We start from the raw sequence: 19,520 nt of genomic DNA on the forward strand, positions 1-19,520 counted from the left end.
CACCCGTTCGTGGTCGAGAGGGGAGGAGACTCAGTGGCGCACGTACTCCTGGATGGCGGCCTCGTCGACCGTGACGCCGAGTCCTGGGCCGGTCGGCACGACGAACCCGCCGTCCGGACGCACCTCGAGCGGAGTCGTCAGCAGGCGGTTGGCGACCGGAAGGGTGAACGGCTGGTACTCGAAGGCGAGCAGCGACGCCGCACTCGCCGCGACGTGCACGCCGGCTGCCATCGCGATGCCGAACGCCGCGGAGTGGTGCGGGGCGACCTGCGCGTGGAACGCGTCGGCGACGGCCGCGATCGCGAGTCCTTCGGTGATGCCCGTGCGTCCGATGTCCGGCTGGGTGAGGCCGACAGCGCGACGTGTGAGCCAGTCGGTGAACTCGAAACGGCTGCGCATCGCCTCGCCGATCGCGATCGGGGTGGCGAGAGACGCCGCGAGATCGCGGTGGCCCTCGACGTCTTCGGGCGCGAGCGGCGCCTCGAAGAACCAGGCCCGTCGATCGTCGAGCTCCTTGCCCAGCACCTTCGCCTCGCCGAGCCGATAGGTCCAGTGCGCGTCGAGGGCGACATCGAGATCGGGATGCACCGCACGGATCGCGTCGTAGGTCGCGAGATCGGTGCGGATGTCGACGCCCAGGTGCAGCTTGATGCGGCGCACGCCGGCATCGACCAGCTCAGCCGCCTTGTCGGCGCGCTCGGCGTCATCGACACCGCGGATGCCGGACACGTAGGTCGGCAGCACCTCGGTGAAGCGTCCGCCGGCGAGCTCGGAGACCGACAGCCCGGTCGCGTGCCCCCAGAGGTCCCAGAGGGCGATGTCGACGGCGGCCATGGCATCGGCCTGGTGGCCGGTGAGGTGCCCTCGCTCGCGCATCGACTCCGTCATCCGGTGCCAGAGCGTCCGCACCGAACGCGGGTCCTCGCCGATGATCAGCGGCGTGAGCAGGTTGTCGACGATCGCTGCGGCGACGACCGGGGCGACGGGCGCCAGTGCCTCGCCCCATCCGACGAGACCGTCCTCGGTCTCGATCTTGACGAGCAGCGTCTCGTAGCCGGGGGAGTAGAGGCTGCGCCACGGCGGTCGGATGACGTAGCCGCGATGCTCGACGGCGGTGTCGCCGGCGTAGGAGTTGTCCGCATCCTCTTTCGAGAGGTAGAGCGGGAAGGTCTGGACGCGCGCGATTCTCACAAGGGTCTCCAAAGACAGAGCTGGGCTGAACGCCGTCGGCCGGTGCCGGGGCGGTGTGGTCGGACTGCCGCGTGCGCCGCGGCGGTGGGCTCAGAGGGCCGCGAACGAATTCGCGGTGCGGGAGGGGCTGTAGCCGAGGGCGACGGAGATCTCGTCGGCCGCCTCGATCAGCTGCAGGGCGAGCTCCTGGTGGGGTTCATGCAGATCGAGCACCGAGAGCGGGCCGCTGGCCGAGAGGCCGGCGACGATCTCGCCGGCCCTGTTGTGGATCGGAGCCGCGATGCACGCTCGTCCGAAGGCGAGTTCCTCGATCTCGGTGGCGTAGCCGCGGCTGCGCGTCTCATCCAGGGCGACCTGCATCGCATCGCGGTCGACGATCGTGTGCGGCGTGAACCGCTGCGGCGTCTGGGCGAAGTACTCGTCGACCATCGCGCTGGGCATGCCGGACAGCAGCGCCTTGCCGAGGCCCGTGGCGTGCAGCGGCCCGGTGCGGCCGGCCATCGCGAAGGACTTGGGTGCCAGCGCCCCCTCGAAGTTGCAGAGGTAGGTGAAGGTGAACCCGCTGAGCTCGGCGACGTTCACACCGATCTCGATCCTGCGCGCGAGGTTCTGGGCGATCTGGCGCGAGGCGCGGAAGATCGGGGAGCCGTTGATCGCGATGGTTCCCAGCGACACGGCCGCAGGGCCGAGGCGGTAGAGGCCGGTGCGGCCGTCCTGCACGACGAACTTCATGCGGTCGAGCGCGGACATCATCCGCGACACGGTGGACTGGCCGAGGCCGGTCAGGGTGCAGAGCTCGGAGACGCGGAGCTCACCCGATTCCTCGGTGAAGCACGCGAGCAACGACATCGCCCGTTCGACCGTCTGGGTGCCGCCCACGGATTCCGATGCCATCGCGTCTGCTCCTCACTGTGCCGCCGCTCGTGCGACGCTGCGGCGCGTCGCCGCTGCCAGTCATCCTAATGAGAGAAATGATGCGGAGCAACACAAATGTGGGTGTCTTATGCATTTTGTGGATTTCGCATCCGCAATGTGGTTGACTGACGACACGTCACCGTCGACGACTGCGACGACGACGTGCAGGACCCCGCACGGGGTCGCCCCTACTCGGAAAGTGAATGCCATGTCACAAGCCACCCTCGAGCGGCCTGCGAGCCGCGAGCAGGTCGAGCCGCGCTCCGGGCGTCGTTCCACGCTGGGTGCGAAGGATCGCACCTTCGGCTTCATGATCGCACTTCCCGCGGTCCTGTTGTTCCTCGTGATCGCGATCTTCCCCCTCGTGTCGAGCATCGGCACCAGCCTCTACGACCAGTCCCTGCTGCGGCCAGAGCGCACCTTCGTCGGCTTCGAGAACTATGCGGCCGTCTGGGACGAGTTCGTCGCCAGGCTCGGCACCACGCTGGTGTTCGCGTCGCTGTCGACGCTCTTCCCGCTGGTGCTCGGCGTCGCGCTCGCGATGCTCCTGAACGCGAGGATGCGCGGACGCAACATCCTCCGCGGTGCGCTGATGCTGCCGTGGCTGCTGCCGGGTGTCGTGGTCTCCTTCCTCTGGGCCTGGATCTTCAACGACAGCTACGGCGTGGTCAACCACGTCCTCGCGACCTTCGGACTGCCGGAGGTCAGCATGCTGGGTCAGCCGGTCGGCGCCATGGCCGCCGTCGTGATCGCGAAGACGTGGCATTCCTTCCCGTGGATCATGGTGGTCGCCCTCGCCGTGCTCCAGACACTGCCCAGCGAGCAGATCGAAGCGGCGACGATCGACGGCGCAACGCGCGCCCAGCGCTTCCGCTACATCTCACTGCCGCACATCGCGGGACCGGTGACCCTCGTGGCCGTGCTGGAGTTCATCTACAACTTCGGCAACTTCGACACCATCTTCGTCATGACCGGTGGTGGGCCGGGCAACTCGACGACGACCCTCGCCGTCAGTCTCTACCACCTCGCGTTCGGCAGCTACGAACTCGGCAAGGCGTCAGCGATGGGCGCCCTGTGGCTCGTGCTGCTCGCGATCATCTCGAGCGGATACCTGCTCCTCAACCGACGGCTGGAGAAATGATGCGCCGCAGTCGCGACATCGGAGAATCGATCATCCGACCCACGCTGTCCATCCCTGGACGCGTCCTGCTCGTGCTGCTCGCCCTCTTCGGGCTGCTGCCGATCTACTGGCTCACCTCGACGGCGTTCACGAAGAAGGAGGACGTCTTCGCGCTGGATCGTCCGTTCTTCCCGACCGACCCCACGTTCGAGAACTTCATCGGGTTCTTCCAGAACGACGCGCTGCTGAAGAACCTCATGAACAGCGTGATCGTCTCGACCGGCACCGCGATCCTCGCAGTCCTGGTCGGCGGGCTGATGGCGTACTCCCTTTCCAAGTTCCGGTATCGCGGACGCAACGCCATCATGTTCATGTTCCTGATCGGGCAGCTGATCCCGGGCGCGCTGCTGCTCATCTCGCTCTACCTGATGCTGAGCTCGGCCGGACTGCTGTACACCTACACGGCGCTGATCATCTCGTTCACGACCTTCACGCTGCCGCTCACGGTCTTCCTGTTGAAGGGCATCATCGACGGATTGCCCGACGACATCCTGGAGGCCGCGAAGGTCGACGGCCTGTCGCGCACCGGAACCATGTTCCGCATCGTGTTCCCGCTCGTCGTCCCCGGACTCATCACCGGCGCGATGTTCGCGTTCATGCGGGGCTGGAGCGACCTCCTGTTCGCCCTGACCCTCGCCGGCCCCGACAAGCAGACGCTGCCGGCAGGCCTGACGCAGGCGTTCATCCGCGAAGGCACCGCCGATTGGCCCGCCCTCATGGCGGCATCCCTGATCACCTCACTGCCGCTGGTCATCATCTTCATCCTCCTGCAGCGCTACTTCGTCTCCGGCCTCGCCGCCGGAGCCGTCAAGGGGTAGCGGTGCCGCACCCGAATGCACGTCCCCCACATCACGAAGGAGCAGTCTCCATGAACCTCTCGAACTCGCAGCTGAGTCGCCGGGCCTTCCTCGGCGGCGGCAGCGCACTGGCCGCATTCGGCCTGCTCGCACTCGCGGGCTGCGCCACGCCGACCGCCCCCGGCGCAGGTGCCGGCGCTGCCGCCGACGCCGCGACCAAGGCCAAGACCATCAACTTCTACGGCAACTCGCTCGGCGAGGAAGCCCTGAAGGCAGCCTGGCAGGGGATCCTCGACGGGTTCTCGAAGGACGCCGGCGTCAAGGTCGCCCCGGTGATCTACCCGTACGACCAGGCAGCGACGCAGCTGGCGCTCACCGGGCGCTCCGGCAAGCTCCTCGGCGTGGGGCAGTCCGGCGGATGGCAGGTGCTCACGCCGATGAACGTGCTCGCCGACCTCACCGACCTCGCCAAGGGCCTCGGCATCCCGCAGGGCGTGCTCGACTCGTACACGATGGACGGCAAGCTGCTCGTGCTCCCGCTCACGGCCGCCGGCATCGGCATGATCACGAACGGCGAGATCGCGAAGAGCGTCGGCATCAAGTCAGGCATGAGCGTCGAGCAGTTCGCGACGGCCCTGGAGAAGATCAAGAAGCAGGACTCGTCGCTGATCCCGTACGCGGCGGTCACGAAGAACCCCGACCTCAAGGATGCGGTGCACTGGATGTGGGGCTTCGGCAGCGATGTCGTCACCGACGACCTCACGTGCACGATCGGCGACGCCGAGAGCGTCAAGGCGATCACCTGGTACAAGTCGCTGCAGGACGACGGGCTCACCCAGACGAACGTCGCACGCAGCGACGCGCGCATCCTGTTCGCGAGCGGTCGCGCCGCGATCTACGACGATGCGCCGCTGGCCTCGACCTTCGTGAAGACCAACGGCGCCGCGCAGAACATCATCGCCAACATCGGTGCGATCTCGCGCCCGACCGCCGGGGGCAAGGAGTCCTTCAACCGCGCCTGGGGCAGCGGTCTGTTCGCGAGCGCCGGCGAGGGTGAGCTCACGAGCCGCGAGTTCATCTCGTACGCTGCGACGAACGTCAAGGCTGCGACGGCGCTCTACGAGAACTCCGCGGTCGCCCCTGCGGCCAAGAGCGTCGCCGACCAGATCCCGGCGCTCGCCGCCGACAAGTTCCAGGTCGCGTTCCGCACCGAGGTCTCGGAGCACGCCAGGGGTGCCGCGTGGGATCGTGTGGCCGTCACGGCGCAGATCGATGCGGCGATCGGTGCCGGCGTCGCGACGATCCTCGCCGGTCAGGTCGATGTGCAGGCTGGTCTCAACGCGCTGAAGAAGGAAGTCCAGGGGCTGCTCGACTCGAACAGCTGAGCCCCCGAACGACGATCGCCGCGCCCCTCAGGGGGCGCGGCGATCGTCGTTGCGTCGACGGGAAGGTCAGAGCCAGCGGTCTCGCAGTGCCGGCTTGAGCCACGCGGCTGGCGAGGAGATCGACAGGCCGCCGTCGACCGGGACCGATGCACCGGTGACGAAGGATGCCGCGTCGGAGGCGAGGAACTCCACCACCGCGGCGACCTCGTCAGGGCGCCCGATGCGTCCGAGGGGATACCCCTCGCTCTCGCCGGTGTCGGCGGCGGAGATGCTGCCGGGCTGCACCGCATTCACGCGGATGCCGCGCGGCCCGTTGTCGAGTGCGAGCTGGCGCACCAGGCCCTCGACCCCCGCCTTCGCGGCTGCGTATGCGGGCAGTGCCGGCGCGGCGAGGGTGGCGTTGACCGAGGTCACCGCCACGATCGCCGCCCCGGCGGAGAGATGCGGCAGAGCGGCACGCGCCGTGAAGAACGCGGAGTCGAGCGTCGCGCCGATGGCGCCGCGCCAGTCCGCATCGCTCGTCTCCTCGGCCCGTCCGATCGGCATGCGCGCCGCGGCGAGGATCACGACGTCGAGCCGGCCGAGCGCCTGCAGCGCATCGGCGACCGCGCCGTCTGCGGCATCCGGCAGGCTGCAGTCGGCGGTCAGGTATGCGGTGAAGACCGGGTCGTCCGAGGTGTCGAGACCGACCCCGACGACCGCGTCACCGCGCGCCGCGAAGGCGCGCGCGATCGCGAGTCCGATGTCGGAGCCGCCGCCGATCAGCAGAACGCCGCGGGCGGTCACACGCGCACCGCTGACGGCAGCGGAGGGAGCTCGAGCTCGGTGATCACGAGATCGACGGCTGCGCGGCTGCCCGCATCCAGCCGAGCAGCGGGATAGCGAACCGTCGCATGCTCGATGATGCCGCGCGCGACGAGGATCTCCTTGTGCACCGCCCACGCGATGCCGCCCTGCAACCCGATCAGCACGAGAGGGAGCATACGACGGAAGCCGGCCCTGGCCTCGTCGACTCGCCCCGCGACGAAGTCCGCGAGCACCGGACCGAGGAGGTCGGGGAACTCGCACGCCGGCATCGTGCCGACGGCGCCGCGCGCGTACTCCTCGAGGCAGAACTGTGCGTTCTGTCCGCCGAGCACTGCGAACGTCGGATCATCGATCGCGTTCACGACCGCGCCGACCTTGGGAGCCGTGGGCGGTGCCTCGACCTTCACGGAGTCGACGCCGTCGAGGCGGGCGATCTCCGCGATCAGTGCCGGGGGCATCACGACGCCCGTGACGCCGGGAGCATCCTGCACCATGACCGACAGCGAGGTGGCGGCTGCGACGTCGCCGTAGAACTCGACGAGGGATGCCGCCGGCGGCTTCACCATGAACGGTGGGAGGACCATCAGGGCATCCGCCCCGCCCTCCTCGGCGAGCAGGGACTGCTCGATCGATGTGGCGGTGGAGGTGCCGTTGACGCCGGCGATGACCGGCACGCGGCCGTCGACGATCTCGACGACATCGCCGAGGATCGTCCGGCGCTCGTCAGTGGTGAGGGCGAATCCTTCGCTCGCCATGCCGAAGACGGCGACGCCGTCGACGCCGGAGGCGAGCTCGAACTCGACCAGGCGGCGGAGCCCGGCCCGGTCGAGGGCGCCGCTGTCGTCGAAGGGGGTGGCCAGAATGGGCATCAGGCCCTGGAGTGTCGGAGCCATCAGTGGTTCCCTGCTTTCGCGTCGGTGCGGACGTTCTCGCAAACGTTATGCATATTGTGAGATAGTCTGCCATATAACGGTTATTCGCCACCACTGAAAGCTGGCTTCGATGTCGCGTTCACCCCTCTCGAGGTCCGTGGAGATCATCTCCGAGACCCGCTACGTCCAAGCGGAATCACCGCGCTGGGATGCTCGGGACGGCGGGCTCGCGTGGATCGACATGGCGACCGGCTCGCTCCACCGCGGCCGGATCGAGCAGGGAATGGTCGTGCCGGGCGCATCCGTGGTCGTCGGCGCGCAGATCGGCGCACCGGTTCCCCTCGCCCGGCCTGCCGACGGCTGGCTCGTCGCTGTCGATCGCGGCGTGGTGCACGTGAGTGACGAGGGCCTCGTGGCCCCGGTCACCGGTGACTTCGCGGCTCCCGGTCACTACCTGAACGACGGCGGCGCCGACCCGCACGGCCGCTTCTGGGTCGGCAGCCAGTCGATGCCGCGCGCACCGCACTGCGGACTCTGGAGCATCGACGCGGACGGGATCCCCACGCAGCGGCTCGACGGCGTCACGGTCTCGAACGGCCTCGCCTTCGACCGGTCGGGCACCACGCTCTTCTACATCGACACGCTGCCGCACCGCAGCATCGAGGCGTTCGACGTCGCGCCCGATGGAGCGCTCACGAATCGGCGCACGGTCGCTCGAGTCGACGGCGGCAATCCGGACGGCATGGCGATCGATCTGGAGGGCATGCTGTGGGTCGCGGTCTGGGATGCCGGAGAGGTCCGTCGCTATTCGCCGAGCGGTGCCCTGCTCGAGACGATCGAGCTCCCCGCGACGAGGCCGACCGCGGTCGCCCTCGTCGATCGGCTGCTCGTGATCACGACCGCGAGCATCGGACTGGCAGAGCCGGGCGAGGCCGACGGCGCTCTGCTCGGAGTCGAGGTGGAGGTCGGCGGTGCCCCGGCGTCGGCATGGGCGGGAGCAGCACGATGACCACGGTGGACAACGCGCAGCTGCGCGAGCGACTCGGCGAGACCAGGCTCGTCGCCATCATCCGCGGCACCGACGTCGACGCCACGGTCGCCGCCGCCCGCACCTTGATCGCAGCCGGCGTGCTCACCCTCGAGATCACGCTGACCCTGCGCGACGCGGAGCACGCGATCGCCCAGGTCGTGCAGGACGCCCCGCCGGAGGCGCTGATCGGCGCAGGCACCGTCCTCGTCGAGTCCGACGTCGACCGTGCGGTGGCGGCGGGTGCCCAGTTCATGGTGACGCCGACGCTCACGGCATCCGTCGAGTATGCGATCGCGCAGGGGATCGGTGTGCTGCCAGGCGTCTATTCGCCGACCGAGATCCAACGCGGGCTCGACCTCGGCAGTGCGGCCGTGAAGCTGTTCCCGGCATCCGCACTCGGCCCCGGATTCATCCGCGCCGTCCGTGACCCGTTCCCCGATGCGCGGATCATCCCGGTCGGGGGAGTGTCGGTCGCCACGGTGCAGGACTTCCTCGCCGCCGGCGCGTTCGGCGTCGGCGTCGGCGGGCCGCTCGTCGGCGACGCCGCTACCGCAGGCGGCGATCTCGTGGCGCTCGACGCACGAGCACGTGACTTCGTCACCGCGCTCGAGGGGCGCTGACCGCCGTCGCACCCATCCATAGCCTGCTCATCAGGCGCCCCTCGATCTCCCATATGGACGCTCCCTACCGTCGATCCTGTTCGCGATGTGCGCGACAGAGGGAGAGAGATGTTCGGGACATATCTGCGGCGAGAGCTCGCCGGACGCAGGAAACAGACGATGATCGTCGCGATCGGCTTGGCGATCGCGATCGCGCTCGTGATCATCGTCAACGCGCTCACCGCCGGCGTGCGCGACGCCCAGGCGCAGGCGCTGGAGTCCGTCTACGGGGTCGGCACCGACCTCGCCGTCACCGGTGCAGCGGCAGAGCCCGGCGAGGGTGGCGGCCCGCGCTTCCAGTTCGACGCGGATGCCGGCGAGACCGATGGCGAGACCACGACGCTCGACCAGTCGACGCTCATGACGGACTTCATGCGCGGCACCCTCGATGCGTCGGTGCTCGACACGGTCGCGTCGACCGATGGCGTCTCGGCGGCATCGGGAGCGCTCAGCCTCACCAACTCGACGTTCTCGGGCGAACTGCCGAGCGGCGGCTTCGGCCAGCAGGACGGCACCGAGGGTGCAGCGCCAGGGGAGGGCCAGGCGCCACCGGAGGGCGCACAGGGCGGCGGCGGAGACTTCGGCGTCGACTCGTTCAGCGTGCTCGGCATCGATCCGGCGACGACCGCGATCGGCCCGCTCGCCTCGACCTCGGTGACCGACGGTCGCGCGTTCGACGCCGACGACTCCGGGGCCCTGGTCGCGCTCGTCGACAGCACCTACGCCACCACGAACGAGATCGCCGTCGGCGATTCGATCGACGTCGCAGGGTCGGACGTCGAGGTGGTCGGCATCCTCGCATCGACCTCCGATGAGGCCGACACCGCCGCGAACGTGTACCTCCCGCTCGACACGGCGCAGCAGCTCGCCGGTGTGGAGGACGTCATCTCCACGGTGTACGTGCAGGCGGATTCCGCCGCATCCATCGACGCGGTGCAGACAGCGCTCGCCGACGAGCTCCCCGACGCCACCGTGACGTCTCAGGCGGAGCTCGCATCCAGCGTCTCCGGGTCCCTGTCGAGCGCCACCTCGCTCATCACGAACCTCGGCACCTGGCTCTCGATCATCGTGCTCGCCGTCGCGGTGCTCCTCTCGGTGCTGCTGACACTGTCGGGCGTCTCGCGTCGCACACGAGAGTTCGGCACATTGAAGGCCATCGGATGGTCCAACGGTCGCGTCGTGCGGCAGGTGGCGGGGGAGTCCATGGTGCAGGGGTTGCTCGGCGGCGCGGTCGGACTCGTGCTCGGCATCGCCGGGATCATCGTGATCAACCTCGTGCGTCCGACCGTCGCCGCCGCTGCTGCCACGGCCGGCCAGGGCGCGTCAGGCGGTGGCACGAGCGGCGGGCCGACCGGCGGCGGTGGCCCGATGTTCCAGACCACGCAGGCGGCAGACATCGTGCTCCAGGCGCCGTTCACCCCGTGGGTGCTGGTCGCGGCCGTCGGCCTGGCCGTGCTGGGCGGGCTCGTCGCCGGAGCGTTCGGCGGATGGCGCGCGGCGCGGCTCAGCCCCGCTGAAGCGTTGCGGTCCGTCGCATGAGCGCCGCAGGCACGACCAGAGGAATCGACCAGGAGGAGCACGACATGACCATGACCGATGTCGCACAGACGGCACAACCGGACCCTGACCGGACGCCGCTGTACCGGGCCGTCGGCGTCACCCGCACCTACGCGCAGAAGGGCAGGACCGTGAAGGCGCTGACCGGCGTCGACCTCGAGATCATGCCGGGCGAGTTCGTCACGATTCAGGGCCCGACCGGCGGCGGCAAGTCCACGCTCCTGCAGATGCTCGGGGCGCTGGACTCGCCGTCGACGGGATCGCTCCGTCTCGACGGCGCCGAGCTGGCCTCCGCCTCGGCGAACGAGCTCTCCCGGATCAGAGCGGAGGAGATCGGGTTCGTCTTCCAGGCGTTCAACCTGATCCCCACCCTGACGGCCGCGGAGAACGTCGACATGGCTCTCGAGCCGATGCGGCTCGAGAGGACCGAGCGCCGGACCAGGGTCGCCGCTGCGCTCGAGCATGTGGGACTCGCCGACCGCGGTGACCATCTGCCGACCGAGCTCTCCGGCGGCCAGCAGCAGCGCGTGGCGATCGCACGCGCGATCGTGAAGCGCCCTCGTGTGCTGCTCGCGGACGAGCCGACCGGCAACCTCGACGAGAGCATGCGCGACGAGATCCTGACGCTGCTGGAGGCGCTGTGCGCAGAGGGCATCACCGTGATCGTGGTGACGCATGACTCGGCGGTGGCCCGTCGCGCGACGAGACGCCTGCGGTTGACCAAGGGCACGGTGCAGGACATCACGCGCTGAGCGCGCATCCTGCAGACGCAGAGGGGCCCGGCAGGATCTGCCGGGCCCCTCTGGTGTCAGCGCGAGGTCAGTGCGTGTCCTCGGCCTCGATCTCGGTGCGGTCGCCGGACCACAGGGTGTGGAACGTGCCTTCCTTGTCGATGCGCTTGTAGGTGTGGGCGCCGAAGAAGTCGCGCTGTCCCTGCACGAGGGCGGCGGGCAGGCGGTCGGCACGGATGCCGTCGTAGTACGACAGCGACGACGAGAACGCGGGAGCGGGGATGCCGGCCTCGGCTGCCGCGATCACGACGCGACGCCACGGCGCCTGCGCGCGCGTGATGGCCTCGGTGAAGTACGGAGCAGTGAGCAGCACCGGCAGGTCGGGGGTCTCGGCGTAGGCGTCCGCGATGCGGTTGAGGAACTGGGCGCGGATGATGCAGCCACCGCGCCAGATCTTCGAGATCGCACCGAGGTCGATGTTCCAGTCGTACTCGGCAGCGCCGGCGCGGATCTCGTCGAAGCCCTGCGAGTACGCGACGATCTTCGACGCGTAGAGCGCGAGACGGACATCCTCGATGAACGCGTCGGTGTCCTCGACCGAGAACTCCTCCTCGGGGCCGGGCAGGTCGCGCGACACGGCGCGCTGCTCGGGGTGCGACGACAGCGAACGGGCGAAGGTCGCCTCGGCGATGCCGGAGACCGGGACGCCGAGCGAGAGCGCGGTCTGCACGGTCCAGGCGCCGGTGCCCTTCGCGCCGGCCTGGTCCAGGATCACGTCGACGAGCGGCTCGCCGGTGGACGCGTCGACCTGGCGGAGCACCTCTGCGGTGATCTCGATCAGGTAGGACTCGAGCTCGCCGCGGTTCCACTCGGCGAAGATCTCCGCGATCTCGGCGGGGGTCTTGCCGGTTCCGCGTCGGATCAGGTCGTACGCCTCGGCGATCAGCTGCATGTCGGCGTACTCGATGCCGTTGTGCACCATCTTCACGAAGTGGCCGGCACCGTCGTGGCCGACGTGCGTGACGCACGGCTCGCCCTCGGCGACCGCGGCGATGGACTTCAGGATCGGGCCGAGCGTGATCCAGGACTCGTCCGAGCCGCCCGGCATGATCGACGGGCCGAGCAGTGCGCCCTCCTCGCCACCGGAGATGCCGGCGCCGACGAAGTTGATGCCGGTCTCGCGGACCGCCTTCTCGCGGCGGATCGTGTCGGGGAAGTACGCGTTGCCGCCGTCGACGATGATGTCGCCGGGCTCGAACACCTCGACGAGCGAGTCGATCACTGCGTCGGTCGGTCCGCCGGCCTTGACCATGATGATCGCGGTGCGCGGCTTCTGCAGGCTGTCGGCGAACTCCTGGTACGTCTTGGCCGGGATGAACTCCGCTTCGGGGTGCGTGTCGAGAAGCGTCTGCGTCTTCTCGTAGCTGCGGTTGAAGATCGCCACCGAGTTCCCCTCGCGGCTGGCGAGGTTGCGGGCGAGGTTCGACCCCATGACGGCGAGTCCGACGACTCCGATGTTCGCTGATGCTTCGGGCACAGATGGCTCCTCGATCGTGAAGAAGGTGGTGGTTTCAGGGTATCGCTGTGCGCGGGGTCAGGATGCCGCTGTGTCACGGTTCGCGACGAAGCGACGGGTGACGCTGATGTCGCGGTCGCCGAGACCATCGGCGACGATCTCGTCGAAGGCAGCGCGCAGCGTGGGCAGCAGGATCGCGGCGGTGCCGGTCGCGTCGGCGATGTCGGCTGCGAACCCGAGGTCCTTCACCATGTACTGCGCGATCCCGCTGGGGGAGTCGTCGCCCGACACGAGCTTCTCCCTGCGGGAGTCGAGCAGGCGCGATCCGGCGTAGCCGCCGCCGAGCAGCGACCAGAGCGCCTCGAGGTCGAGACCGGATCGCTCGGCCAGCACGGTCGCCTCGCCGAGTGCCAGGATCGTCGCCGACACCACGAGCTGGTTGCACGCCTTCGCGACCTCGCCGGCGCCGAGTGGTCCGAGGTGCACAGGGGCGCCGCAGGGAGCGAGGATCTCGGCGGCGATGGCGGCATCGTCGTCAGAGCCGCCCAGCATGATCGACAGCGTGCCGGCGACCGCACCATCCTCGCCGCCGGACACCGGGCAGTCCACGACGCGCACCCGGCCGTCGGTCTGCGCGTGCAGGCGTTCGGCCAGTGCACGCACCGCGGGGGCGGAGGAGGTGGAGCCGATCAGGATCAGCAGCTCGCCGGATCCGGCGAGGAGGCCGTCCGGTCCGTCGAGCAGTTCTTCGAGCTGGGGGAGATCCGGGAGCATCGCCAGCAGCACGTCTACGCTGGATGCGAGCTCACGTGGCGTCTTCGCCCAGCTCGCCCCTGCTGCCAGGAGCTCAGGCTGGGGTCGGCGCGCGTGGATCACGAGGTGACCGCGGGCGGCCAGAAGGTGGTCGGCCATGGGGCGTCCCATGACGCCGAGGCCGATGACGCCGACGGTGGCGGTTGAGGCATGCATGGTGTCACGGTAGCAAAGATCCAACCTGGAGAACAGGGTTCAACAGGATGGATCCACGATAGAGTGACACTCAACGATTTCCCGAGGAAGGGACCATCATGGCCGGAACCGAGAACCGCTTGCGCGTCGTCGTCACAGTACCGCTGCGGGAGGACCTCTGCCGACTGATCGAGGAGCTCGAGCCGCGGATCGACCTCGTCCGCGATCACGCCCTGCTTCCGCCGATGCGCGGCCCGGCCGACTGGTCCGGCGACCCCGACTTCACGCGCACCCCCGAGCAGCAGCAGGCGTTCGAGGCGCTCGTCGACTCGGCTGACGCGCTGTTCGGCATCCCCGACGTCACGGCCTCGGCGCTCGCGCGCACGGTCGAGGTGAACCCCGGGCTCCGCTGGGTGATGACCACGGCGGCCGGCGGTGGCGGCACCGTGAAGGCCGCCGGACTCGACCGCGAGGCCCTGGATCGTGTCGTCTTCACCACGAGCGCGGGTGTGCATGGCGGCCCGCTGGCGGAGTTCGCGGTCTTCGGCGTCATGGCCGGCGCCAAGGGGCTGCCCCGCCTCCTCGCGGACCAGCGCGCGCACACCTGGCCCGATCGCTGGGAGATGCGTCAGGTCGACGACATGACCGTGCTGGTCGTCGGACTCGGCGGCATCGGTGCGGAGTGCGCTCGGCGCTTCGATGCGCTGGGCGCGAAGGTCTGGGGCACGACGCGCTCCGGTGAACCCGTCGACCACGTCGAACGGCTGGTGCCGCTCGATCAGCTGGTGGATGCCGTCGCCGACGTCGACGCGATCGTGGTCACCCTTCCCGGCACCGAACAGACGCATCACCTGATCGACGCCGATGTGCTCGCCGCGGTGAAGCCCGGTGCGATCATCGCGAGCGTCGGACGCGGCACCGTCATCGACGAGGAGGCCCTGCTGGCGGCCCTCGACGACGGGCGGATCTCGTTCGCGGCGATGGACGTCTTCGAGCAGGAGCCGCTCGACCGGACCTCTCCGCTGTGGGATCACCCCCGTGTGCTGGTCAGCCCGCACACCGCGGCGCTCAACTCGAACGAGGAGGAGCGGATCGCCCGCCGCTTCGCCGAGAACGCGGCGCGCCTGCTCGATGGCGAGCCGCTGCGCGCGGTCGTCGATACGGTCGAGTTCTACTGACCCCGAGAAAGGGCGGCGCATGGACGACGACAGTCGTGAAGGACGCGATCCCGCACCTGCGGTGACGCGCAGCATCCGTCTGCTCGGACTCCTCGCCGAGGCGGGGGGGCCCCGAACGCTCACCGAGCTCGCGGGTGACCTCGGACTGGCGAAGTCGTCGACCGCGAACCTCTGTCTCGCCCTCGAGGGCGGCGGCATGGTCGAGCGGACGTCGCAGGGGTATCGTCTCGGACTCCGGACGGCCGAACTCGGTGGTGCCTTCGCCGCGCAGTTCAATCAGGTGCGCGAGTTCTACAGCGTCTGCGAAGCGTCACCGGTGCTGCACACCGAGCTGGTGCAGGTCGCCATGCTCGACGGTTCGGATGCGCTCTATCTCGCACGTCACGAGGGTTCGCAGTCCCTGCGGCTCGGCACGCCGCTCGGGTCCCGCCTGCCTGCTCCGCTGTCGGCGACCGGGCGAGCGCTGCTGTCGGCGATGACGGATGCCGAGGTCACGGCGCTGCTCGGCGAGGACGCCGTGTTCCCCGCGCTCACCGAGCGCAGCACCACCACGATGAGCGCGCTGCTGGAGGCCCTCGCGGCGGCCCGGCGGCGGGGCTGGTCGATCGACGCCGAGGAATCGCTGCGCGGCGTCGTCGGCGTGGCCGTGCCGTTGAGCGCCTGGGCGCCGTCCGATCCGCCGCTCGCCCTCGGTGTGGCGATCAGGGCCGGCGAGGCCGACTACGAGCGCATCGAGCGCGTCGGCGGTGCGCTGCGCGAGGCGGCTGCCGTGCTCACGAACCCGTTCAGCGCCGCAGCTCGACGCTGAACTGCGGAGGCTCCGCGGGTGCCGGACGCCCCAGCGTGACGTTCGTGCGCCCAGTGTCCGTCCAAAGGGTTGAACTGTATCCAACGGGCTGATAACGTCGTCTTCACGCCGTTGGCGAAGCCGATCGAAGGAGATGGCAGTGACCGAGACCAGCACCCCAGCCGGAGCAGTGCCGGACGACCCCGAGTACGCGGCGAATCTGCGCAGGGCGACGTTCGCCTCCAGCATCGGCAGCGCACTCGAATACTTCGACTTCGCCCTGTACGGGCTCTCGACGGCCCTCATCTTCAACGTCCTGTTCTTCCCCCAGGACGACCCCGCCATGGCGACCGTCGCGGCGTTCGCGACCTTCGGCGTCGGCTTCCTGGCCCGACCGTTCGGCGGCCTGTTCTTCGGTGTCCTCGGCGACAAGCTCGGACGCAAGTGGGTGCTCGTCGCCACCATCGTGCTCATGGGCGGAGCATCGACCGCGATCGGCCTGCTGCCCACCTACGAGGCGATCGGGCTCTGGGCGCCGGTCCTGCTGGTGCTCATGCGACTGCTGCAGGGCTTCGGCGCCGGTGCAGAGCAGGCCGGTGCGACCGTGCTGATGGCGGAGTATGCGCCGGTCAAGCGCCGCGGCTTCTTCTCGGCGCTGCCGTTCATCGGCATCCAGGCCGGCACCCTGCTCGCCGCGGTGGTGTTCAGCCTGATCACGCTGCTCCCTGAGGACCAGCTGCTGAGCTGGGGCTGGCGGGTGCCGTTCCTCGCATCGTTCGTGCTCATCCTGCTCGCCCTCTTCATCCGCATGCGTCTGCGCGAGACGCCGACCTTCGTCGAGCTCGAGAAGCACGAGCAGATCGCCGAGCGGCCGATCCGCGACATCTTCACGCACGGGCTGCCCGGCGTCATCGTGGGCATCGGCCTGCGGATGGCCGAGAACGGCGGCTCCTACATGTTCAACACGCTGGGACTCGCGTTCTTCGTGGCCGTCGCCGGCGACACCGCCGACAAGAGCCTGCTGACGTGGGGTGTGACCCTCGGCTCGCTCATCGGGATCTTCTCGGTGCCGATCAGCGGGCACCTGTCCGATCGCTTCGGACGTCGCACCGTGTACCGATTCGGCGCGGTCTTCATGCTGATCTACACGTTCCCCGCCTGGTGGCTGCTGTCGCTCGGCAACCACGCCATCGCGATCGGCGTGATCGCGATCGGCATAGGCGTCGCGGTGAACAGCATGCTCGGACCGCAGTGCGCCATGCTCCCCGAGCTGTTTGGCAACCGCCACCGCTACCTCGGTGTCGCGATGGCCCGCGAGATCTCCGCAGTGCTCGCCGGTGGCCTCGCCGGTGTGCTCGGTGCGTACCTCATCGCCGTCACCGGCGGCAACTGGGTGCTGCTCGCGACGTACATGGCGGTGCTCGCGCTGATCACCACCGCATCCACGTTCCTGGCCCCCGAGACCCTGCGCCGAGACCTCACCCGCGTCGACGACGCCATCAAGGTGTCTCGTGGCGAGGGCGGCGACGATGTCTTCGCCACGACCGTGTCGATCACGGCGGTGGGGCGATGAGCGGGTCCCAGGTGCTGTCTCCGGTCATGACGGCGGTGCGCTGATGCGTATCGTGCGGGTCGAGACACCCGCCGGCCCGCAGTTCGCCAGGCTCGACGACTCGGGCTTCGTCCCCATCGAGGATCCGTTCCTCGCGGCTGCCGACGGACGCACACCGTCTGACGCCGGGCCCCCGGTCGACGGCACGATCCTCGCTCCCGTCGAGCCCCTCGTCGTCGTCGGCATCGCGCAGAACGGTCCGGCACATCACTCCCCGGTGCAGGCCTGGCTGAAGAGTCCTCGCACCGTCATCGGCACCGGCGCCGAGGTGCTGGTCAGACGCGACGCCGGCACCCCGGTCGCCGAGGGCGAGATCGCGGTCGTGATCGCACGTTCCACGATCGGACTCACGGTCGAGAACGCGCACGAATTCGTGCTCGGTGTCACGGCGGTGAACGATCTCTCCAGTCCCGACCGGGGGGAGTGGGATCCGCGCAACTTCGAATCGAAGTCGGGCGACGGGTACACGCCGCTCGGGCCGTGGATCGACACGGATGCCGACATCGACGACGTCGAGCTCGAGCTCCTGGTCGATGACGTCGTGGTGTGCGCGACGGGCAGCCGCGAACTGCCGATGTCGATCCGCGAATGCCTGGCGTACGTCGCCGCCTGGTCGCCGCTCGGCCCTGGCGACGTCATCATGACGGGAGCGCCTCGAGCGCAGACCCCGGTGCGCCGCGGTCAGACCGTCACCGTGCGGGTTGCGAGAATGGAACTGATCACACCGCTGGTGTGACCAGCGAAGCGATGGGGGAGTGACAATGCGGATCGTCGTGATGGGGCCGAGCGGCTCGGGCAAGTCCACGGTCGGACGTTCGCTCGCCGAACGCATCGGCGCGAGATTCATCGACGCCGACGATCTGCATCCGCTCACCAACGTCGAGAAGATGGCGGCAGGGATCCCGCTCGACGATGCGGATCGGATGCCGTGGCTCGCCGTCGTCGGCGCAGCGCTGGGCGATGCCGACCACATCGTGATCGCCTGCTCGGCGCTCCGGCGCACCTATCGCGACGCGATCCGTGCGGAGGCGCCCGATGCGTTCTTCGCCGAGCTCTCGGTCGGTCGTGCGGCACTGGAGGCACGCGTCCGCTCGAGGGGCGATCACTTCATGCCGGCGTCGCTGGTCGAGTCGCAGCTGCAGACGTGGGAGCCGCTCGAAGCCGACGAGCGCGGGATCAGCGTGGACGAGTCGGCAGATGTCGAGACGGCGACCTCGATCATCAGCGCGGCCGCGGGGGCGCGCATCGCCTGATGCGCGGCCGGTCGTCCGGCCGGCGCCCTGGTCAGTCCTTGCGGTAGCCGCCGCGGCCGAGCGAGAACAGCGCGGCGAACGAGGTCACCGCAGCGCAGACCGTCATGACGCCGATGACCCAGAGGATGACGTGTGAGAAGAAGGCGCCGTCGAGCATGTGTGACTCCGTGATCTGCAGAAAATGGCCGGTGTTCCCAGCCTATCGGGTCATCCGGTACCATTGAGCTTGTACCTCGGCGAGGGATGCTTCAGCGCGTGCGCGAACATCCGTTATCGACGCGGCGAAGCAAGCCCGGTGGCTTTCCTCACGTGTCTGCGTCGAGATCACGAATCCATAGACCACCGCGCGGCGCCTTCGCTGCGTGTCCCGAAGGAGAACCTCATGTCTGAAGACACCAAGGTCCACGCCGAGCTCCGCGCGAGCTTCGGCAAGGGCTTCGCCCGTCGCCTGCGCGCCGCCGGCAAGATCCCCGCCGTCATCTACGGCCACGGCACCGAGCCGGTGCACGTCGCACTGCCGGGCCACCAGGTCTCGCTGATCCTGCGCCGCGCCAACGCGCTGCTGGAACTCGACATCGAGGGCACGTCGCAGCTGGCTCTGGTCAAGGACGTCCAGAAGGACCCCGTGCACCAGATCATCGAGCACATCGACCTCCTCGTCGTGAAGAAGGGCGAGAAGGTCACGATCGACGTTCCCGTCATCGTCACCGGCGAGCCGGCTCCCGGCACGATCATCAACCAGGACGCGAACACCCTGTCGATCGAGGCAGAGGCCACCCACATCCCGCAGAACATCGAGGTCTCGGTCGAGGGCCTCGAAGAGGGCGCGCAGATCACCGCTGCCGACGTCACCCTGCCCAAGGGCTCGACGCTGCTGACCGACGCCGAGGTCCTCGTCGTCGCGATCGCGATTCCGGCCGAGCAGGACCTCGGTGAGGACGACGCAGCCGAGGGCACTGAGGGCACTGAGGGCGCCGCGGGCGACGCAGCAGCCGAGGAGGCAGCTGCGGAGTAATCTCCGACAGTTTCATGGCAGAGGGGGCGCGAGCAGATCGCGTCCCCTCAGTCGTATCCTGACCCGTGTCCCACGCGGATCCGGTCG

20 protein-coding genes are annotated in these 19,520 nt (G+C 69.1%); 13 read left to right on the plus strand and 7 right to left on the minus strand.

Annotation, left to right across the window (positions count from 1 at the left end):
• Nucleotides 1–30 precede the first annotated feature (30 nt).
• Both RS83_RS11875 and RS83_RS11880 read right to left on the minus strand, forming a co-directional pair.
• On the minus strand, nt 31–1,191 hold the full coding sequence (locus tag RS83_RS11875; RefSeq protein ID WP_045279717.1) for a mandelate racemase/muconate lactonizing enzyme family protein: 1,161 nt from the start codon (nt 1,189–1,191) through the stop codon (nt 31–33).
• A gap of 90 nt (nt 1,192–1,281) precedes the next feature.
• Nucleotides 1,282–2,085, minus strand: a complete 804-nt coding sequence (locus tag RS83_RS11880; protein WP_045279718.1) for an IclR family transcriptional regulator — start codon at nt 2,083–2,085, stop codon at nt 1,282–1,284.
• Nucleotides 2,086–2,314: 229 nt separating this feature from the next.
• Here RS83_RS11880 and RS83_RS11885 point away from each other — a divergent pair, with 229 nt between their 5' ends.
• The 3 genes from RS83_RS11885 to RS83_RS11895 are packed head-to-tail and all read left to right on the plus strand — an operon-like array spanning nt 2,315 to nt 5,468.
• A complete protein-coding gene (locus tag RS83_RS11885; protein WP_045279719.1) occupies nt 2,315–3,247 on the plus strand; it encodes a carbohydrate ABC transporter permease in 933 nt (310 codons plus the stop codon).
• Complete coding sequence (locus tag RS83_RS11890; protein ID WP_230113990.1) at nt 3,244–4,104, plus strand: carbohydrate ABC transporter permease; 861 nt, start codon at nt 3,244–3,246, stop codon at nt 4,102–4,104. The genes RS83_RS11885 and RS83_RS11890 overlap by 4 nt, the downstream gene beginning before the upstream one ends.
• A 50-nt stretch (nt 4,105–4,154) precedes the next feature.
• Nucleotides 4,155–5,468 carry a hypothetical protein gene (locus RS83_RS11895; protein ID WP_045279720.1) on the plus strand — a complete coding sequence of 438 codons (1,314 nt, stop codon included), beginning with the start codon at nt 4,155–4,157 and terminating at the stop codon, nt 5,466–5,468.
• 66 nt (nt 5,469–5,534) lie between these two features.
• Here RS83_RS11895 and RS83_RS11900 read toward each other — a convergent pair whose 3' ends face one another.
• Nucleotides 5,535–6,254, minus strand: coding sequence for an SDR family NAD(P)-dependent oxidoreductase (locus tag RS83_RS11900; protein WP_045279721.1), 720 nt, complete (start codon nt 6,252–6,254; stop codon nt 5,535–5,537).
• Nucleotides 6,251–7,168, minus strand: a complete 918-nt coding sequence (locus RS83_RS11905; RefSeq protein ID WP_045279722.1) for a dihydrodipicolinate synthase family protein — start codon at nt 7,166–7,168, stop codon at nt 6,251–6,253. The genes RS83_RS11900 and RS83_RS11905 overlap by 4 nt, the downstream gene beginning before the upstream one ends.
• 109 nt (nt 7,169–7,277) lie before the next feature.
• Here RS83_RS11905 and RS83_RS11910 point away from each other — a divergent pair, with 109 nt between their 5' ends.
• From RS83_RS11910 to RS83_RS11925, 4 genes are all read left to right on the plus strand, one after another.
• A complete protein-coding gene (locus RS83_RS11910; RefSeq protein WP_082071653.1) occupies nt 7,278–8,156 on the plus strand; it encodes an SMP-30/gluconolactonase/LRE family protein in 879 nt (292 codons plus the stop codon).
• Nucleotides 8,153–8,797 carry a bifunctional 4-hydroxy-2-oxoglutarate aldolase/2-dehydro-3-deoxy-phosphogluconate aldolase gene (locus tag RS83_RS11915; protein ID WP_045279869.1) on the plus strand — a complete coding sequence of 215 codons (645 nt, stop codon included), beginning with the start codon at nt 8,153–8,155 and terminating at the stop codon, nt 8,795–8,797. Before RS83_RS11910 ends, RS83_RS11915 begins: the two co-directional genes overlap by 4 nt.
• 108 nt (nt 8,798–8,905) lie before the next feature.
• Entirely contained in the window at nt 8,906–10,375 is a 1,470-nt protein-coding gene (locus RS83_RS11920) for an ABC transporter permease (protein WP_045279723.1), read from the plus strand.
• 44 nt (nt 10,376–10,419) lie between these two features.
• The gene (locus RS83_RS11925; RefSeq protein ID WP_197072119.1) at nt 10,420–11,145 is read left to right on the plus strand and encodes an ABC transporter ATP-binding protein; all 726 of its coding nucleotides are present in this window, start codon (nt 10,420–10,422) and stop codon (nt 11,143–11,145) included.
• Nucleotides 11,146–11,212: 67 nt separating this feature from the next.
• On the opposite strand, the gene gndA is transcribed toward RS83_RS11925, so the two are convergent.
• The gene (gndA, locus tag RS83_RS11930) at nt 11,213–12,661 is read right to left on the minus strand and encodes an NADP-dependent phosphogluconate dehydrogenase (RefSeq protein WP_045279724.1); all 1,449 of its coding nucleotides are present in this window, start codon (nt 12,659–12,661) and stop codon (nt 11,213–11,215) included.
• Nucleotides 12,662–12,718: 57 nt separating this feature from the next.
• A complete protein-coding gene (locus RS83_RS11935) occupies nt 12,719–13,609 on the minus strand; it encodes an NAD(P)-dependent oxidoreductase (RefSeq protein WP_045279725.1) in 891 nt (296 codons plus the stop codon).
• A gap of 98 nt (nt 13,610–13,707) precedes the next feature.
• On the opposite strand from RS83_RS11935, the gene RS83_RS11940 reads away from it, so the two are divergent.
• The 5 genes from RS83_RS11940 (at nt 13,708) to RS83_RS11960 (ending at nt 18,418) form a co-directional block, all read left to right on the plus strand.
• Complete coding sequence (locus tag RS83_RS11940; RefSeq protein WP_045279726.1) at nt 13,708–14,766, plus strand: D-2-hydroxyacid dehydrogenase; 1,059 nt, start codon at nt 13,708–13,710, stop codon at nt 14,764–14,766.
• A 19-nt stretch (nt 14,767–14,785) separates the two neighbouring features.
• Complete coding sequence (locus RS83_RS11945) at nt 14,786–15,574, plus strand: IclR family transcriptional regulator (RefSeq protein ID WP_045279727.1); 789 nt, start codon at nt 14,786–14,788, stop codon at nt 15,572–15,574.
• A 133-nt stretch (nt 15,575–15,707) separates the two neighbouring features.
• Entirely contained in the window at nt 15,708–17,126 is a 1,419-nt protein-coding gene (locus RS83_RS11950) for an MFS transporter (RefSeq protein WP_045279728.1), read from the plus strand.
• A 43-nt stretch (nt 17,127–17,169) separates the two neighbouring features.
• The gene (locus RS83_RS11955) at nt 17,170–17,901 is read left to right on the plus strand and encodes a fumarylacetoacetate hydrolase family protein (protein WP_045279729.1); all 732 of its coding nucleotides are present in this window, start codon (nt 17,170–17,172) and stop codon (nt 17,899–17,901) included.
• 25 nt (nt 17,902–17,926) lie between these two features.
• Nucleotides 17,927–18,418, plus strand: coding sequence for a gluconokinase (locus RS83_RS11960; RefSeq protein ID WP_045279730.1), 492 nt, complete (start codon nt 17,927–17,929; stop codon nt 18,416–18,418).
• 31 nt (nt 18,419–18,449) lie between these two features.
• Here the strand turns inward: RS83_RS11960 and RS83_RS19190 are convergent, their stop codons facing one another.
• The gene (locus RS83_RS19190) at nt 18,450–18,575 is read right to left on the minus strand and encodes a hypothetical protein (RefSeq protein ID WP_269429889.1); all 126 of its coding nucleotides are present in this window, start codon (nt 18,573–18,575) and stop codon (nt 18,450–18,452) included.
• A 225-nt stretch (nt 18,576–18,800) separates the two neighbouring features.
• Here RS83_RS19190 and RS83_RS11965 point away from each other — a divergent pair, with 225 nt between their 5' ends.
• Complete coding sequence (locus RS83_RS11965) at nt 18,801–19,433, plus strand: 50S ribosomal protein L25/general stress protein Ctc (protein WP_045279731.1); 633 nt, start codon at nt 18,801–18,803, stop codon at nt 19,431–19,433.
• The last annotated feature ends 87 nt before the right edge of the window (nt 19,434–19,520 follow it).

Origin of the sequence: Microbacterium oxydans, from assembly GCF_000956525.1 — a bacterium.
Taxonomy (GTDB): Bacteria; Actinomycetota; Actinomycetes; order Actinomycetales; family Microbacteriaceae; genus Microbacterium; species Microbacterium oxydans_A.